Source organism: Draconibacterium halophilum, from assembly GCF_010448835.1.
GTDB lineage: Bacteria > Bacteroidota > Bacteroidia > Bacteroidales > Prolixibacteraceae > Draconibacterium > Draconibacterium halophilum.
This window is the reverse complement of the sequence record NZ_CP048409.1, coordinates 949234-965379: the sequence shown is the minus strand read 5'-3', so window position 1 is coordinate 965379 and position 16146 is coordinate 949234. Positions and strand designations below refer to the sequence as shown.

Annotated in this window: 13 protein-coding genes; all 13 read right to left on the bottom strand. The window is 41.9% G+C overall.

The genetic code is table 11. The features are described 5' to 3' along the window. Positions 1-26: 26 nt before the first annotated feature. Positions 27-692: an inorganic pyrophosphatase gene (locus G0Q07_RS03865; protein WP_163344851.1), complete on the bottom strand. Its 666-nt coding sequence runs from the start codon at positions 690-692 to the stop codon at positions 27-29. Positions 693-776: 84 nt separating this feature from the next. Next, positions 777-2246 carry an aldo/keto reductase gene (locus G0Q07_RS03860; protein WP_163344850.1) on the bottom strand — a complete coding sequence of 490 codons (1470 nt, stop codon included), beginning with the start codon at positions 2244-2246 and terminating at the stop codon, positions 777-779. A 506-nt stretch (positions 2247-2752) separates the two neighbouring features. After that, positions 2753-4384, bottom strand: coding sequence for a glycoside hydrolase family 9 protein (locus G0Q07_RS03855; RefSeq protein WP_163344849.1), 1632 nt, complete (start codon positions 4382-4384; stop codon positions 2753-2755). 335 nt (positions 4385-4719) lie between these two features. After that, complete coding sequence (locus G0Q07_RS03850) at positions 4720-5382, bottom strand: hypothetical protein (protein ID WP_163344848.1); 663 nt, start codon at positions 5380-5382, stop codon at positions 4720-4722. A 10-nt stretch (positions 5383-5392) separates the two neighbouring features. Beyond that, on the bottom strand, positions 5393-6637 hold the full coding sequence (locus G0Q07_RS03845) for an outer membrane protein assembly factor BamB family protein (protein ID WP_163344847.1): 1245 nt from the start codon (positions 6635-6637) through the stop codon (positions 5393-5395). A gap of 147 nt (positions 6638-6784) precedes the next feature. Beyond that, a complete protein-coding gene (locus tag G0Q07_RS03840) occupies positions 6785-8323 on the bottom strand; it encodes a YifB family Mg chelatase-like AAA ATPase (protein WP_163344846.1) in 1539 nt (512 codons plus the stop codon). 206 nt (positions 8324-8529) lie between these two features. Then, positions 8530-9300, bottom strand: a complete 771-nt coding sequence (locus tag G0Q07_RS03835) for an NIPSNAP family protein (protein WP_163348872.1) — start codon at positions 9298-9300, stop codon at positions 8530-8532. A 135-nt stretch (positions 9301-9435) separates the two neighbouring features. Further along, on the bottom strand, positions 9436-10365 hold the full coding sequence (locus G0Q07_RS03830; protein WP_163344845.1) for a DUF58 domain-containing protein: 930 nt from the start codon (positions 10363-10365) through the stop codon (positions 9436-9438). Positions 10366-10561: 196 nt separating this feature from the next. Continuing rightward, positions 10562-10879: a thioredoxin gene (trxA, locus tag G0Q07_RS03825; RefSeq protein ID WP_163344844.1), complete on the bottom strand. Its 318-nt coding sequence runs from the start codon at positions 10877-10879 to the stop codon at positions 10562-10564. 45 nt (positions 10880-10924) lie between these two features. Beyond that, on the bottom strand, positions 10925-14572 hold the full coding sequence (gene dnaE, locus G0Q07_RS03820) for a DNA polymerase III subunit alpha (protein WP_163344843.1): 3648 nt from the start codon (positions 14570-14572) through the stop codon (positions 10925-10927). A gap of 109 nt (positions 14573-14681) precedes the next feature. Beyond that, complete coding sequence (locus G0Q07_RS03815) at positions 14682-15086, bottom strand: HIT family protein (RefSeq protein ID WP_163344842.1); 405 nt, start codon at positions 15084-15086, stop codon at positions 14682-14684. After that, positions 15052-15564 carry a transcription elongation factor GreA gene (gene greA, locus G0Q07_RS03810; protein ID WP_246222978.1) on the bottom strand — a complete coding sequence of 171 codons (513 nt, stop codon included), beginning with the start codon at positions 15562-15564 and terminating at the stop codon, positions 15052-15054. Before greA ends, G0Q07_RS03815 begins: the two co-directional genes overlap by 35 nt. Before the next feature lie 163 nt (positions 15565-15727). Next, positions 15728-16117: a hypothetical protein gene (locus tag G0Q07_RS03805; RefSeq protein WP_163344841.1), complete on the bottom strand. Its 390-nt coding sequence runs from the start codon at positions 16115-16117 to the stop codon at positions 15728-15730. Positions 16118-16146 lie beyond the last annotated feature (29 nt).

The window sequence follows — 16146 nt, the reverse complement described above, 5'->3', positions numbered from 1 at the left end:
TGATTTCAGAAATCAGGCCGCTTTATTTATGCGAGCAGTTTGCCTAAGTTCGCAAACTTATTGTTATAATCTTCAACCGAAAGTTTGATTACCTCAAGAGCCTCTTGCTGGCCATAAGTAGCGGCAATTTCTGTGTTCGATTCAACACCCGGCATGTCCTTATACGTGAGGAAGTAATGCTCCAAACGTTGGATTACTATTTCTGGAACCTGTGATACATCGGTGAAATGACCATAAACCGTATCGTTATCCAAAACAGCAATTATTTTATCATCCGCCTGGTCGCCGTCAATCATCCGAAAACCTCCGATTGGGCGTGCAGTTACCAACAAATCGCCATGTGCCAGATCTTTTTCAGTTAGCACACAAATATCAATCGGGTCGCCATCTCCTTTTATACCCTTTCGATTAACTTTCTGCGAACAGTATTCGCCAACTTTGGTGCCGCAATAGGTTTGCGGAATAAAGCCGTATAACGCAGGAACCACATTCGAGAATTTTTGCGGGCGGTCAACACGCAAATAACCGCTGTCCTTATCAATTTCGTATTTTACCGTGTCGGTTGAAACCACTTCGATAAAAGCAGTTAATTCTTCGGGAGCATTTTCGCCAATTGAAACACCATGCCAGGGGTGTGATTTATAACGCAATCCCATCAGTCTGCCAATGGGATCGGAAAGTCTGTCTACCATATTAGTTAAATTATGTTTTTTTATTTGAAACCAATAGTACGTATTTTAGTTCAAATATTTATTGATAAAACCATTAAATTTTCATTACGCAACGACTACTTCCGCTCGGTTTCCGGCCTTATCAACAGAGGCAAGTGTTACACTTTCTGAATTATCGAGCTTAAAACTAAACGGCTGGCTTTTTAATAACTGGGGCTTATGTTCCACCTTGCCAAGCAACTCGCCGTTTTGCAAAACTTCGTAATACAAAATGGGTTCTTCATCTGCCAACGCCGTATTCCAGGTTAATGTTCCATCAGTTCGTTTAGCATCGCGTGGAGCCGAAAGTCGTTCCTTCTCAACAGCCTGAAAATAGTTACTTTCCGGCTTCACACTTTTTGCCTGCTCTTCAATTCGTTTTCGCTCATCGGCACTCATTCCGTCAGGAGCTACCTGAGAAGCATAAAAATTCTGCACCAGCTGGCATTTCATCGGATCTTCGTCGATTTGTCCGATTCCGATAATCAGGGTGTGAACACCGGGAGTGGTAAGTGAATATTCAATAAGTGGTTTACTTGGCAGCTCATCATTACCCACTTTTCGGAAAACATCGTCAGGTGTTTGCGACCACCGCGGTTCTTTATGATACAGGGCAGCGTCAGCAAAAACTTTCATACCAATTATTCCCATTCCTTTGGCCTCTGCAATCGGGATAACGTTGTGCTGCATGTTCATTTTTGTTTTGTCGTTGGCGTTAATGGCAATCAGCATACCATCTAAAATGCCGTATTCATCACGCTGAATCATATCCATCATGGCAGGCGGATGAGCATGACCGGAGAAACCAATGTGTTTTATCAGCTTTTCATTTTTCGGGTTCATTCCCGTCAGATTGGTGCCATCGCGTAGATCGCGTAAAGCTACCAAGGCTCCAAAATTACCATCGGGGTCAAGCGGCGTTTCCAATCCTTCATAAAGCACATCCACCTCATCGGTATTGTGAAGGGTATGGCAAAGCACCATGTCGAGATAAGCACCTTCGGGATAAAAGCCTTCGCCGTCACCAAAAATCTGAGTCAACGATCGTTTTACATCATCAACGGCACATTCAACGTTTTCTCCGTTCGACCAGTTGTTTACGTTTTCACGCTCAGGCCAGCCGGGCTTACCCCAACGCATTCCGGTTTTACTGGTTAGCCAAATGGATTCTCTCAATTTTTGATTATAATTTTCTTTCCCGGGGATAAGATTCAGTTTCTCGAAGGCTGAATGAAAATGCAACTGACTTTTGGCGTATAAATTTGATGTATCAAAATAATTGACCCCCAAATCAAAAGCTTTCAGAATAATTGGAACCGGATCAACATCGTCGGGCGTCCACTGAATAGAGGCCTGACCACCCAGGCCAAGTGTTGTAACATTAAAGCCAAGTTGGCCAAAAGGGCGTTTCATTGGCTCCGGTAATTTTTCTGAATTACAAGCTCCAAGCGACATTGCTGAAAAGGCAGCAGTTGTTGTTGCTGAAACCTTAATAAAATCTCTTCGGGTAACGGGATATTTTTTTGATTTAGTCATAACAGGTAGATTTTTGATTTCTATAAAATTAATGGAAATCTATTGAACTACCTAGTCTTCAGTCCTAAAACACTTTAGAATACGTCAATGATCTCCGGGAAAATATTAAGATTGCTTCGCGATGCTGTCAATGACGCACACTTCAAGGGATTTTACACAGGGAGGGATTCGTTGGCGGGATAACCGCCAACGAATCCCTCCCCACAAAACTAACTCACGGACAATATCGTCATTGCGAGAGTCCACCGAAATTTTGTTTTTGCCATAATGAGGTAATGACAGATTATGCAGGGGTGTCATTTCGAATGAGGGAAACGAATGAGAAATCTGTTCCTTTTGTGAAAGATTTCTCCTCATTCTTCGTCGAAATGACAATAATGCATAAAGTGGTATTTTACTCATATTTAACGACTTATTAAAATCTGTCATTGGCAACGCAGTGAAGCAATCTGTTTTTTGACAATTGTCTATAATCGTACAACAGTATTATTGAAAAGTTCGCTGAACTAATAACTAACAAATCCTGCCAGTGCATAAACCAAGGCAGCCTGCCAGTTTATGGCAATTTCGTTGTGACTGTACGATTCTTCTTTATCCACCCAGTCGGTTGCCGAATGTCCGCCGCCAACAAGGTAGCCCGGCCATGGCGCCTCAATTTTATCGGCTCCCGAACGGCGGTCGTGCGGAAACATTGGCGGATTGATTCCCAAGCCGGTAACATACGATCGACTATAATAATTCTTTCCGAAAATATGATCGACAATACCAATGGCTGCCTGTTTGTATTTTGGGTTAGGCTGAATAAGATTGGCAACCTGCAGGTTTACCGTTTGCCGGGCAACAGTTCCGTTACATCCCCAGTAATACCGGCCGCCAAGCGCACGAGAATATACATCCGATTTTCCCTTTTCGACTATAGCCTCAGCATTTGCAATAATGTTCTTTTTTATGGTTTTTTCTATCTCTGAATTTTTTCCATCGCGCGAAGAAAGTGCATAGGTAAACATTGCCAGGTTAGATACATTTTGCCAGTCCCAGTTTTCCAGAATTTCATAATCAATTTCAGCAGCACGTTTTTCATAATCACGCAAACAGTCCTCATCTCCGGTGGTTGCCCAGAGTTCTGCAGCCGCCCACAAACGGTCGTCATCATCTTTTGTTTGGTAGCCTCCGGTCTTAAAATCACCTTGTTCAAACCGTTTGTACTCCGGATTTTCCTGCAGAAAACGATAGCTTACCCAGGCAACATCCAAACATTTTTTTGCGTACGCCGCATCGTAGGGTTTAAAGTAGCGGGCAGCCATGGCCATTATTCCCACAAAATCGGCTGTTGCTGCCGAACTCCAATCCGTAAAATAGCGTTTTGCATCATCGTCGTGCGCCATAATAAAATCCGAAAAGTTGGTGCGCGTTAACTTGTGCGAGACTCTTCCCGAACCATCGGGATATTGCATTTTTAATATCCAGTCGGTTTCCCATTTAAGTTCTTTTAGAAAATCGGGAAATCCGGGTGCTGTTTCGGGAATATCCAATTCCATTTTTTCTAACTGAGGCTGAAAATGTTCCCACGCATAAAATAATACGCCCAGCGATATACCTGCATTCACCACATATTTTCCATGGTCGCCGGCATCGTGCCAACCACCTGTTCCGTCACGCTTCGATCCCTTTTTACCAATATAGTCTTCGTAGGCATCATTAAGATGACAGGCATCCTGATGATAATGATTTCCGGCAAACTCACCGTCAACCGCCATTCCGCAACGCCACAAATAAAAGCCACGCATGCTTGTTTTGGCTGCAAAATTGAATACATCAGCTCCAATTTCAAACTCGCCCGACTTGCCTACTCCGGGCACTTTCAGATAATAACGCCCCGGTTTTTGGAAGGCCGAAAAATCAAGCCTCCAAACCTCCTGATCCACATCTTTCTGATAGTTTGGGCCAGTAGTTTCTCCTTCAAAAACAATGTCTCCGGTAGAAACCGAAACAAGCTTAAAAGAAGTGCAGGATTGCGGAATAACTGCTGTTTTGGAGTCATCAGTTAGAAAACCCAGCGAATTTAGATGAATATTTTGTGCGAATAAATTTGGAATGATGCTCATTAGAAAGAACACCAAAAGAACAGGCTTCTTCATTTTGTGGTTTTATTGATTTAGGCTACTAAGATATAAAATTAGCTTATTGTATGAAAGACAATTAATTTGATAAAGAACTTAAAGATTGCTTCTCTCCCCGCTTGCGCTATTGTGAAAATCGTTGCTCAGTCTGCAAGGCTGAAAAAGGTAAAACAACGGTTCATCAGTGATAGCCTCACTCAGAGTGAGACCATCACCAAATTACAGTGTCAATCCCTATAAATATTTCTGCGGAAAACAGCAGACCATCTCTTTTCTGCGAAAATCAAAAAAATCAGTGTCATCAGCGTTCCGGCCGATAAACATCACAAGACCTTCAAAAAAATACAATTAGACTATTTAGCACGACTCCCTTCAATCTCCAAATTACGAATCATACATTTCCCTAATTCGTTTGCTGTTCCGCGAACCCGAATGGCAATTTTACCAGCTTTGTGTGGCTTGTCGTCATTTACTTCAAACAGGGTTTTTCCATCAATTTTCAGCCAAAGTTTGTTCGCCTTTTTTCCACATTCAACCTGGTGCCGCCAGCCACTGTGCATTACATCTTTATCGGCCAAAGCAATTTGTGCACTTTCGCCATTAGTTGCAGGATGCTTGCGTAGAAACGGTGTTGAGTTATGCGCCATCACACGAAATCCAAACATATAATCTTCCACTTCCGTTGTCCAGAACCCAAAATTATCGCTGTTTTCGTTAAGGGTTAATGCTGTTGATTCTCCTCTGTCAGAAGCATTTAATATCGCCACTAAAACAGTAGCAGCATTTAAAGTCATAACTTCGTACCGTAAAACCACATCTTCGTATTTGTGGGGCGAAAAAAGCATAAATCCTTTACTGCCTTCTACTTCTTCCATAAAAAACTGGCCATGAGTTACAAAGCCATTTCCCTGACCAATGCTTTGCCAGCTCTCCATATCTTTTGGCGAATAGGTGCTTATTTGTGCAAACGCAAATAAATTTATGGCAATTAAAAGAACTGTAAATAGCTGTTTCATAAGCGTAAGTTTAATTCGATTGAATGTTGTAAACCATTAGCGCGTTGCCATGACGAATATATAAGTTAGTGCCTTTAATTACCGGGCGCGCCCAATGTTCTTTTGTTCCCAGTGGAACTTTAAACCTGCTAATAATCTCAAACTTTTCGGGCGAAGCATCAACAAGAGCAACTTCTCCATCGCGTTCGGCATAGCAATAAAAAAGTCCATCGGCATAAATTATCGAGCCACCACCTAAATCTTTATTCTGTACCAGCATTTCTCCTGTGTTCCAGTCAATAACCTGCCAGTCATTTTTCATATAAGCCGAACCATATAAACACGAATCGATTTTAACAACTCCCCCCATTAAATTGCGGTACTTCTTATTTCGCCAAACTACGGTTGCATTTTTACCGTCTTCGGAAAGTTGAAGTTGCACCAATCCCGACGAATCGGTTGGATCGGCACTGGAAACAACCAATTGACCGTGTGCATAAATAGCGGTGTTTGCATGTATTTTATTCCGCTGTGTTTGTTCTATACTCCAATACATTTCTCCTGAATTGGCATCAATTCCCATTATTGAACCCGAGGTCATGGCTATTACCAATTCAAGGCCATTGTGATTTACCAAAATGGGCGAATTATACGTGGCTATTTCACCATTACCGGCACAACTCCACACCATTTCTCCGGTAAAACGATTTACGGCAACCACATTATTTTCTTTGGCACCGGGTACACATATTAAATGGTCTCCATCGATTAAAACCGATTCGGAATAACCAAATTGAATGGTGGAATCTACGCCCAAATCTTTTATAAAATCAAGCGACCATTGCTCAGCACCATTTTCGGCATTTAAACAATAAATAGCACCCATCCCACTTTCTACATAAATTAAATCGTTTACAACAACCGGTGTCGATCGGGTTCCATGAAAATTCAAACTAAAATCTTTCCCATAATTTTTCTCCCAAAGCAGGTTTCCATTTAAATCAAACGTAAATAAGGTGCCTTCAGAGCTAGTTGTATCTTTTATTCCCGTAACGTATACCTTGTTGTTAGCAATCGCAACTGCACTGTGTCCAAAACCAAGTCCCTCGAACGACCATAAAAGTTCGGGACCATCAACCGGCCAATCTTTTAACAGGTTCGAAGCGGTATAAATTCCGTCGCGATTGGGGCCACGCCAATCTGAAATTTCCGGTTTTGTTTGGCACGATGAAAGCAATAATACAACGGATAATAAAGTAAGAATAACTCGGGTCATGATTTTGTCGATTAATAGTTGAAGCCACTAAAAATAGTAAAATTAGTTCAACTGCGCTCGCTGGCACGATTTTGTATATCGTACCTAGCTTGTAGGGCTGTGTCTTAGTGATAGCCTCACTTGAAGTGAGACATCACCAAAAGGTGGTTATCCACCCCAATTCTCGCGATCCAGGCTGCGGTAATGAATGGCTTCTGAAAGGTGATCGGCCTGTACACTTTCTTGTCCGTCGAGGTCGGCAATGGTACGAGCCACTTTTAATATTCGGTCATAAGCACGGGCCGAAAGACCAAGTCTGTCCATAGCATTTTTAATCAAATCGTTGCTTTCCTCATCCAGCACGACATACTCCCGAATCAGTTTCGAACTCATTTGTGCATTAGCATAAACACCTTTATGCTCCTCAAAACGTTTCTCCTGAATTTCTCGCGCCTTCAACACTCTTTTGCGAACAGCCTCGCTATTCTCTGACGACTCCATCTCCGACAGTTTTTTGAAAGGTACAGGAACAACTTCCAGGTGAATATCAATACGATCGAGCAAGGGGCCCGAGATTTTATTGAGGTATTTCTGAACCACTCCCGGCGCACAAACGCATTCTTTTGTGGGGTGATTGTAATAACCACACGGACATGGATTCATGGAAGCCACCAACATAAAACTTGCCGGGTACTCCACCGAAAACTTGGCCCGCGAAATGGTAATATTCCGGTCTTCCAACGGTTGGCGCATCACTTCTAAAACGGTTCGTTTAAATTCGGGCAATTCATCCAAGAACAAAACGCCGTTGTGTGCCAAGCTGATCTCTCCAGGCTGTGGATAATTTCCACCGCCAACCAGAGCTACGTCAGAAATTGTGTGATGCGGACTTCGGAAAGGACGTCGTGTCATTAACGAAGTTTCTTTATCGATCTTCCCAACTACCGAATGAATTTTTGTGGTTTCCAGCGCTTCTTTTAGCGAAAATGGCGGCAGAACTGTAGGAATTCGTTTCGCTAACATCGTCTTCCCCGACCCGGGAGGGCCTACTAAAATTATGTTGTGAGACCCTGCCGCTGCAATTTCCAAAGCCCGTTTTACATTTTCCTGGCCTTTTACATCTGAAAAATCGAGTGGATTATTATTAACCTGATTATAAAACTCGGCCCGCGTATCAATTACCGTTTGTTCCAGATTTCCTTCATCGTTTAAAAAGTCGATTACCTCAGTAATATTTTCGGCTCCATAAACTTTTAACCGGTCGACAACGGCAGCTTCCCGTGCATTTTGTTTTGGCAGGATCAGTCCTTCAAACTCTTCCTTCCGCGCATTTATTGCAATGGGCAACACGCCTTTTATGGGTTGTAGAGTTCCATCGAGCGAGAGTTCGCCCATTAAAACATATTTCGCTAATTTTTCTGAATTTATTTGACCGGATGCCGCCAAAACCGCTGCTGCCAGCGGCAAATCGTAAGCCGATCCTTCTTTCCGGATATCGGCCGGAGCCATGTTAATAATGATTTTCTTTTTGGGCCATTTGTAGCCATTTAAGCGCAGCGCCGACTCAATGCGTTGCTGACTTTCTTTCACGGCACTGTCGGGCAAGCCAACCAGCAAGAATTTAATTCCGGTGGTTACATCTACTTCAATGGTAATGGTGGTTGCATCGATTCCAAAAACTGCACTTCCGAAGGTTTTAACTAACATAAACGGGGATTTAGTTTAATATTAGTTAAATGTAATAAAATCGTCAGAAAATTAAAAGGTGATTTGCCGAAACAGTTTTTCAATATATTACAGATAAAACAATAACTCCCCGAAAACCGCCCGAATTCTTATCTACTGCGGTTAGGAATTTGGGCGAGAGAAAATATCAGGCTTGAGGGCTAACCAATACCAATCGATTATAAGAACTAACTGAAATCGACTGGAACAAGAAATTTCTTGTGAATGTGACTAACCGTATTGGCATATTCTTCTTTGCTGCTCATGGCCTTCCATTCCGGACTAGGTCCAAATGTTGACCAAAGGGCATCCCGTTCTTCCATGTCTTCAAACCACATCATATAAGTGAGTGCCGGCATGTATTGACCGGCAAGGTGCTGGCCAAACATCATTGGATGAAATCCGAGACTTTGGAACAGTTGGATTTCGCCATCGTTAAACATCTTCACTTTTCTAATTCCTGCATCTTCGCTATAGCTTTCGTAGATACGCATTTCAATTATCCCGCCTTTTTTATCGGGTTCAATTAAGCGGGGAAAGCCATCAAAAGCTTCCAGCAGAAAAGTTTCGTATCGGTCATAAACCGGGTTGTTTGCGGTAACGGCGGTATATTCTCTGGCTGCCGCTAAAAAATCAGGATCGGTTCGCATAGCCAAGGTAGTATCATAATAATCCGACAAACTTTTGTGGGCATGTAAAATGTACATCACCGGCGGTTCTTCCATACTGTACTCATTAAATGCCACAACTTTAGCTCCTCGCTTGTGTAAAAAGGGAATTACCGCCTCCGTATAATATTTTTGTAAACGATTTCGACCGCCACCGCCATTCAAATGATAAACTCTTAATTCGTAAAAGTCTTTTTCAATTGCCGGTACAGGGCTGGCGCTTAGAGATGATGACGCAACGGCAGCTCCGGTTGCCAATGCCGATTTTTTAAGAAATGATCTTCTTTCCATAATAATTGGTTTAATAAGTTTAAGTAAACAACTTAAAAAGCTGATTCAGGAAACTAAGCTACATCATTTCAACGAAAATACAAGCTATCAAGCTGTTTCGAGAAAGTATAAATTAAAAAAAATTGAAGGATTGATCTAATAAAGCTTCTTCCTTTTTACCAGGTAAGAAAAAAGTACCTCTTTAAAATCTTTGTTGATGTCGGCTTCGGCCAAATCAATATGGTATTGTCCACATTTTACTTTCAGGTCTTCGAAATAATCATTAACCGTATTTGTGTAGTGTTGTTTTACTTCCGTAGGATTAAACTTAACAACCTGCCCGCTCTCCAAATCGACAAACTTGTGCGGACGATTACTGAATTCGAATTCACGTTCGAGCGAGTGATCGGTTACATGAAAAAGAATAACCTCGTGTTTGTTGTATCGCAAGTGCTGAAGTGCCGAAAACAACTCTTCATTTTTCGAACTGTCGAGCATATCGCTAAAAATAATTACCAGCGAACGCTTGTGAATATTCTCGGCTATTTGATGAAGAACCTGTGTAGTATTGGTGGTTTTTCTCAAACTGGCATTTTCGGGCTGGATCAATTCCGAGAGTTTGCCATACATTACTTCGGCATTCACCGATGAAATTCGAGGCGAAGAATGAAACTCAATTTCGTCGGAAAAAAGTGTTAGCCCCACTGCATCGCGTTGTTTACGCATCAAGTAAATAAGAGCTGCAGCGGTGTACACTGAAAAGGCCAGTTTATTTTGCAAATGCTTTTTCCCTTTTGAATACGGGAATAACATGGATGAAGAAGTATCGACAACCAGCTGACAACGCAAGTTTGTTTCCTCTTCGTATTGCTTTACGAAAAGCTTGTCGGTGCGCGCATACAATTTCCAATCAACGTGCTTGGTCGATTCGCCCTGATTATACAAACGGTGTTCGGCAAACTCAACCGAAAATCCATGGAACGGACTTCGGTGCAAACCGGTTATAAACCCTTCAACAACCTCGTGAGCCACCAGCCCCAGATTATCGAAACGATGAAATTGTTCTATGTCGATCAGGTTCTTCAAAATGATGAAAAGAAAAGCAATGTTGTTTTATTGAACACCCTTCGACTACGCTCAGGGTGACAGTCAGACTGAGCGTAGTCGAAGTCTGGTAATTCGAAATAAAGACTGTCATTCCGATAGTGAAAAAGTTCGCTCTTTAAATCAAGAGATTTCTCCTCACATACTCGTCGAAATGACAGTTTTAATGAACACAGTTTTACAGTAGTGCTTCCAGTTTGTCGATGAAAGCTTGTTTTGGAGCAGCACCAACTTGTTTGTCAACAACTTCGCCGTTTTTCACAAACAACACCGTAGGGATGTTTCTGATTCCGTATTTCATTGCTACATCCTGGTTGTTGTCAACATCAACTTTACCAATCACTGCTTTGCCGTCGTACTCAGCAGACATTTCTTCAACAATTGGAGCAATCATTCTGCAAGGGCCACACCATACTGCCCAAAAATCGATCATCACCGGTTTGTCTGAATTCATTACCAATTCTTCATAATTGGCATCTGTAATTTCTAAAGCCATATCTCTATTTTTTATTGTTGTATGTCGTTTATTTGTTTCACAAAACTAATTAATTCTGTACGTCATTTCCGGTTGTTCATCAAAAAACTTCAGAAAACTATTCAAAGGATTTACCCTTGTTGTTCTTGAAAACATTTCAATGTACATATTGTTCTCGGTATCAAAAACATTAAACTTCAGCAGCGTCTTTCCTTTGTATTCATTTGCTATGTGATCGATGCGTTTTACCACGTCTTCGGTTAATGCTTTTAAGGGAATGTTAATGGTTAAGCTTTTTATATAATTTTCGCGCACATTATCAAGCAACTCTATACTGTTCACCTTGAACTCGTAGAAATCGCTTTTAAATCGCGTTCGCACCGAGCCTTTAACCATGATAAAAATTCCCACTTTGCAGAATTTACTAAAGTTCACATAGTCGTTACCAAAGAAGAAAAGTTCTTTTGAATCGGTGTAGTCGGACAAGGTCATAACAGCATACATATTTCCGTTTTTCGACTGTCCTTCGCGGGCTGCAGTTACCATTCCGCCAAAAGTAAAATCCTTGTCTTTGTACTTCGAAATGTCGTTATTCAGGTCTTTCAACGCCACATCTCGCGAGCAGAAATTTGTGATCTCCAAGCGGAAATCGTCGAGCGGATGAGCGGTGAGGTAAATACCGATCAGATTTTTCTCTTTTTCAAGCATTATAAGCTTTGCCCATTCATCAACTTTTGGAATGGCCGGCTTTTGAATATCCTGTGCCATGCCCGCTCCACCGAACAAACTTTGCTGTGCACTGTTTGCTTCAAGTTGTAAACGGTTGCCGTATCGAATTAACTTCTCAATAAAATTGGTATCATCGTTCTCGTGCTCTCCGGCAAAAAAGCAACTGCGGTTTACTCCTTCCAAATTTTCAAATGCTCCGGCCATGGCAAGTGCCTCAAGGTTCTTTTTATTTACCGACTGCAAGTTAACATGCTCCACCAAATCGTAAATCGTTTTAAAATGCCCCTTCTCATTACGCACATTAATTATGTGCTGAACGGCTCCTGATCCGACCCCTTTAATGGCACCCATGCCAAAGCGGATATCGCCTTCTTTGTTCGCGGTAAACTTGATAAAACTCTCGTTAACATCCGGACCAAGAACATTTAATTTCATTCGCTTGCACTCGGTCATTAGCTTGGTAATATCAGTAATATTATTCAGGTTTCGACTAAGGTTGGCCGCCATAAACTCTGCCGGGTAATGCGCCTTTAAAAAGCCCGTTTGGTAGGCAATGTAGGCATAACAAACCGAGTGCGATTTGTTAAATGCATACGATGCAAATGCCTCCCAGTCTTTCCATATTTTATGAATAACCTCATCGGTTGTTTTCCCTTTGTTTTTGCATTCGTCAACAAACTGCCGGTTGGCTTTACAACCATCAACAAACTTAACTTTCAGCTTTTCCATTACCGACATAATCTTCTTACCCATCGCCTTACGAAGGGTATCCGAATCGCCACGGGTAAAGCCCGCCAGCAAGCGCGAAAGTAACATCACTTGCTCCTGGAAGACCGTAATACCATACGTATCGCTCAGGTATTCTTCCATCATCGGCACATCATAATCCACTTTCTGTTTCCCATGTTTACGGGCAATATAATCGGGAATATATTCCATTGGTCCCGGCCTGTACAGTGCGTTCATGGCCACCAAATCTTCAAATCGGTTTGGTTTCAAATCGCGCAGATGTTTTTTCATCCCGTCCGATTCAAACTGGAATATGGCCGTTGTTTCTCCGTAACTGAAAAGCTGAAACGTTTTTTCATCGTCGAGTGGAATCTCGTTTATCGACACATCAATTCCTTTCGACAGCTTGATGTTTTCAAGGCACTCTTTTATGATCGACAAGGTTTTCAGTCCAAGGAAATCCATTTTCAACAAACCGATGTCTTCCACAAAACGACCATCGTACTGAGTAGTCAGCAGATGCTCTTCATCTTTTGTAGGCATTAGCGGAATGTGATCTGTTAATGTATCGCGACTGATCAGAATTCCACAGGCATGCACTCCGGTATTTCGTACCGACCCTTCCAGTTTTTCGGCGTAAGTGAGCGTATCAACAACCAACGGAATGGTAGAATTCTTTTCTCTTGCCAGGTCAGGACTCTCTTTAAAAGCCTTTTTGAAACTCATTTTCGGAGCCTCGGGCACCAGCTTTGCCAGACGATCAGCTTCGGGCAATGGCAACTTTAACACGCGGGCCACATCTCTGATAGAAGACTTCGTGGCCATTGTTCCGAAAGTGCAAATGTGAGCCACTTTGTCCTCGCCGTATTTATCAGTTACGTAGTTTAGCACCTGCTGTCGTCCATCGTCATCAAAGTCGATATCCACATCGGGAAGCGATATACGGTCGGGATTCAGGAAACGCTCAAAAAGCAAATCGTATTTAATCGGGTCGATATTGGTAATTCCTGCACAGTACGACACGGCGGCACCGGCTGCTGAACCACGTCCAGGACCAACGATCACCCCATTATCTTTTGCCCAGTTAATAAAATCCTGCGTAATAAGGAAATAACCGGGGTAACCCATTGTTTTAATGGTATTCAGCTCGAAAATCAGTCGGTCTTCCACGCTTTTCTCCAGCGGATCGCCATAACGTTCTTTTGCTCCCTCGAATGTAAGGTGCTCCAAAAATGCCGATTCCAGCTTCACCCGAATTACTTTTTCGTAGCCACCCAGCCGCTCAAATGCCGCATCGCTAAATTCCTTGCGCAAATCAGCCTCTGAATATTTCTCCTTAAAACCTTCTTCCGTGCCAATTTTTTCGGGAATTGGAAACACCGGCATAATCGGCGCAGTATCCAGCTCAAAAGCTTCAACTTTTTCGGCAATCTCTTTGGTATTTGCCAGCGCCTCCGGAACGTCTTTAAAAAGCTCGTTCATTTCGGCCTGCGTTTTAAACCACTCCTGTTTGGTGTAACGCATCCGGTTCGGATCGTCAAAATCCTTACCCGTATTTAAACAAATTAACAGGTCGTGCGCTTCAGCATCCGACTCGTTGGTGAAATGAATATCGTTGGTGGCAATTAATTTAACACCCAGTTTTTTAGCCAGCGGAATCAGTTGTTTATTTACTTTTACCTGCCAGTCGTAAACCGATTCACGCTCGCGCTGCGATTGTGCCGGGTGCCTCATCAGTTCCAGGTAATAATCTTCGCCAAACAGCTTCTTATACCACAGAACGGATTTCTCGGCATCTTTCATATTGTTGGCCATCAACAACTGCGGAATTTCTCCACCAAGACAGGCAGACGATGCAACCAATCCTTCGTGGTATTTCTCGAGCAACTCTTTATCAATACGTGGTTTATAATAAAACCCCGATGTACTGGCTATCGATATCAGCTTAATGAGGTTACGATACCCAACCTTGTTTTTTGCCAGCAAAATAAGGTGGTGCCCCGAGCGATCGACTTTGTCACTTTTATTACTGATTGAACGGGAAGCCACATAAGTTTCACATCCTAAAATTGGTTTGATTTCAGCTTTTGAACAGGCGGCGTGAAACTCTTTAATACCAAACATCGTTCCGTGATCGGTTATTGCCAAAGCCGGCATGTTATCGCCTTTTGCCTTGTTTACCAGATCGCTAATGCTGGCAGCTCCGTCGAGAATGGAGTATTGCGAGTGTACGTGTAAATGCGTAAATGGAACCATAAAAACTATCTAAAAAAAGTCTTTAAAGATACCAATTCTCTGAGCCGAATTGAGGGATGTTAATAATTTTTGATGGAATTTTTGGGGCAAAAGAGCCCTGATGTTTTAATCAGGGCTGCTTGTCAATATTTTCAGCGATGAGCTTTGCCAGCTGCTTCATTTCCTCTTCGGGGAGTTTTGTTTTGTCGGCAAAGTTCAGCAAATCGTGTTCGCTTTGCATGGGCACCAAATGAATATGTGCATGAGGCACCTCGAGTCCCAAAACCATTATCCCTACTTTTTTACAGGGAACAGCTTTTTCGAGACCTTTTGCCACTTTTTTGGCAAACATTTGTAATCCGGCGTAGGTTTCGTCATCTAAATCGAAAATGTAATCCACCTCTTTTTTCGGAATTACCAAAGTGTGTCCTTTCGCTGTTGGGAAAATATCGAGAAAAGCAAAATAATTCGCATCCTCCGCTACTTTATAGGAAGGAATTTCACCATTGATAATTTTTGTAAAAATGCTTGCCATGGTTCTTAGATTGAAATTTCAACAATCTCAAAAGGTATTGTTCCTGACGGAACTTTAATATCAACAACATCGCCAACTTTTTGCCCATAAGTCCTTTGGCAATTGGCGTTTGTACCGAAATCTTTCCTTCTTTCAAATTCGCTTCACTTTCAGGAACCAAAGTATATTGCATAGTAGCATTATTCTTTTTGTTCTTGATGGTAACTTTATTCAAAATCTGAACTTTTGATGTATCAATTTTGGACTCATCCAAAATACGTGCATTGGCTACTTTACTTTGCAATAAAGCAATTTTTGCCTCAAGCATTCCTTGAGCATCTTTAGCTGCATCGTATTCAGCATTTTCGGAGATGTCTCCCTTTTCAATAGCTTCTCCGATTTGTTTAGAAATAGCTGGACGTTCAACATTCTTTAAATGTTCCAGCTCTTTTTTCAGCTTTTCTAAACCTTCTTTTGTCAAATATGTTACTTCGGACATTTCTGTATCCTCCTTTATGTTATTATTTCGCCTCACCTAGGCATAAAAAAATAGAAAGAATCCCGATTTGCCCGGAACTCTTCCTAATGCAAAAGTATGTATTTTCTTTTATTTTTAGATGATTTGACAATAAAAATATCGAAAACACGTGATTTTTACACAGTTAGATATATTTACTATTAATAATTTCGCTATAGATCACAGCTTTCTTCAACGAAAACTTCTCGCCCATTATCAGCGTCTGCTTTTTCGATTTCTTCGCCCGTTTCTTTTTTGTCTTTACCGGTTGTGAATTCTTTATGTCTGTACTATATTCATATATGGGTCTGGCTTTCCGAACCGGCACTTCATCTTCCTCCACCTCTACTTCTTCATATGGATGTGGATTGGGTGACATATCTTCATTATCATCCATTAACATCTCCCAAAAATTCGGTGTTTTATCCTCTGAAGAACCAGGTTCTCCGGGCGCCACATTCTTCTTACGCTTTTTATTGAGGATGCCAAACAAGGCAACAATAAGTGTCAGTATGATAACTACTATATCATCCATAATTTTCTATCAGCAATAAATTGTATTTT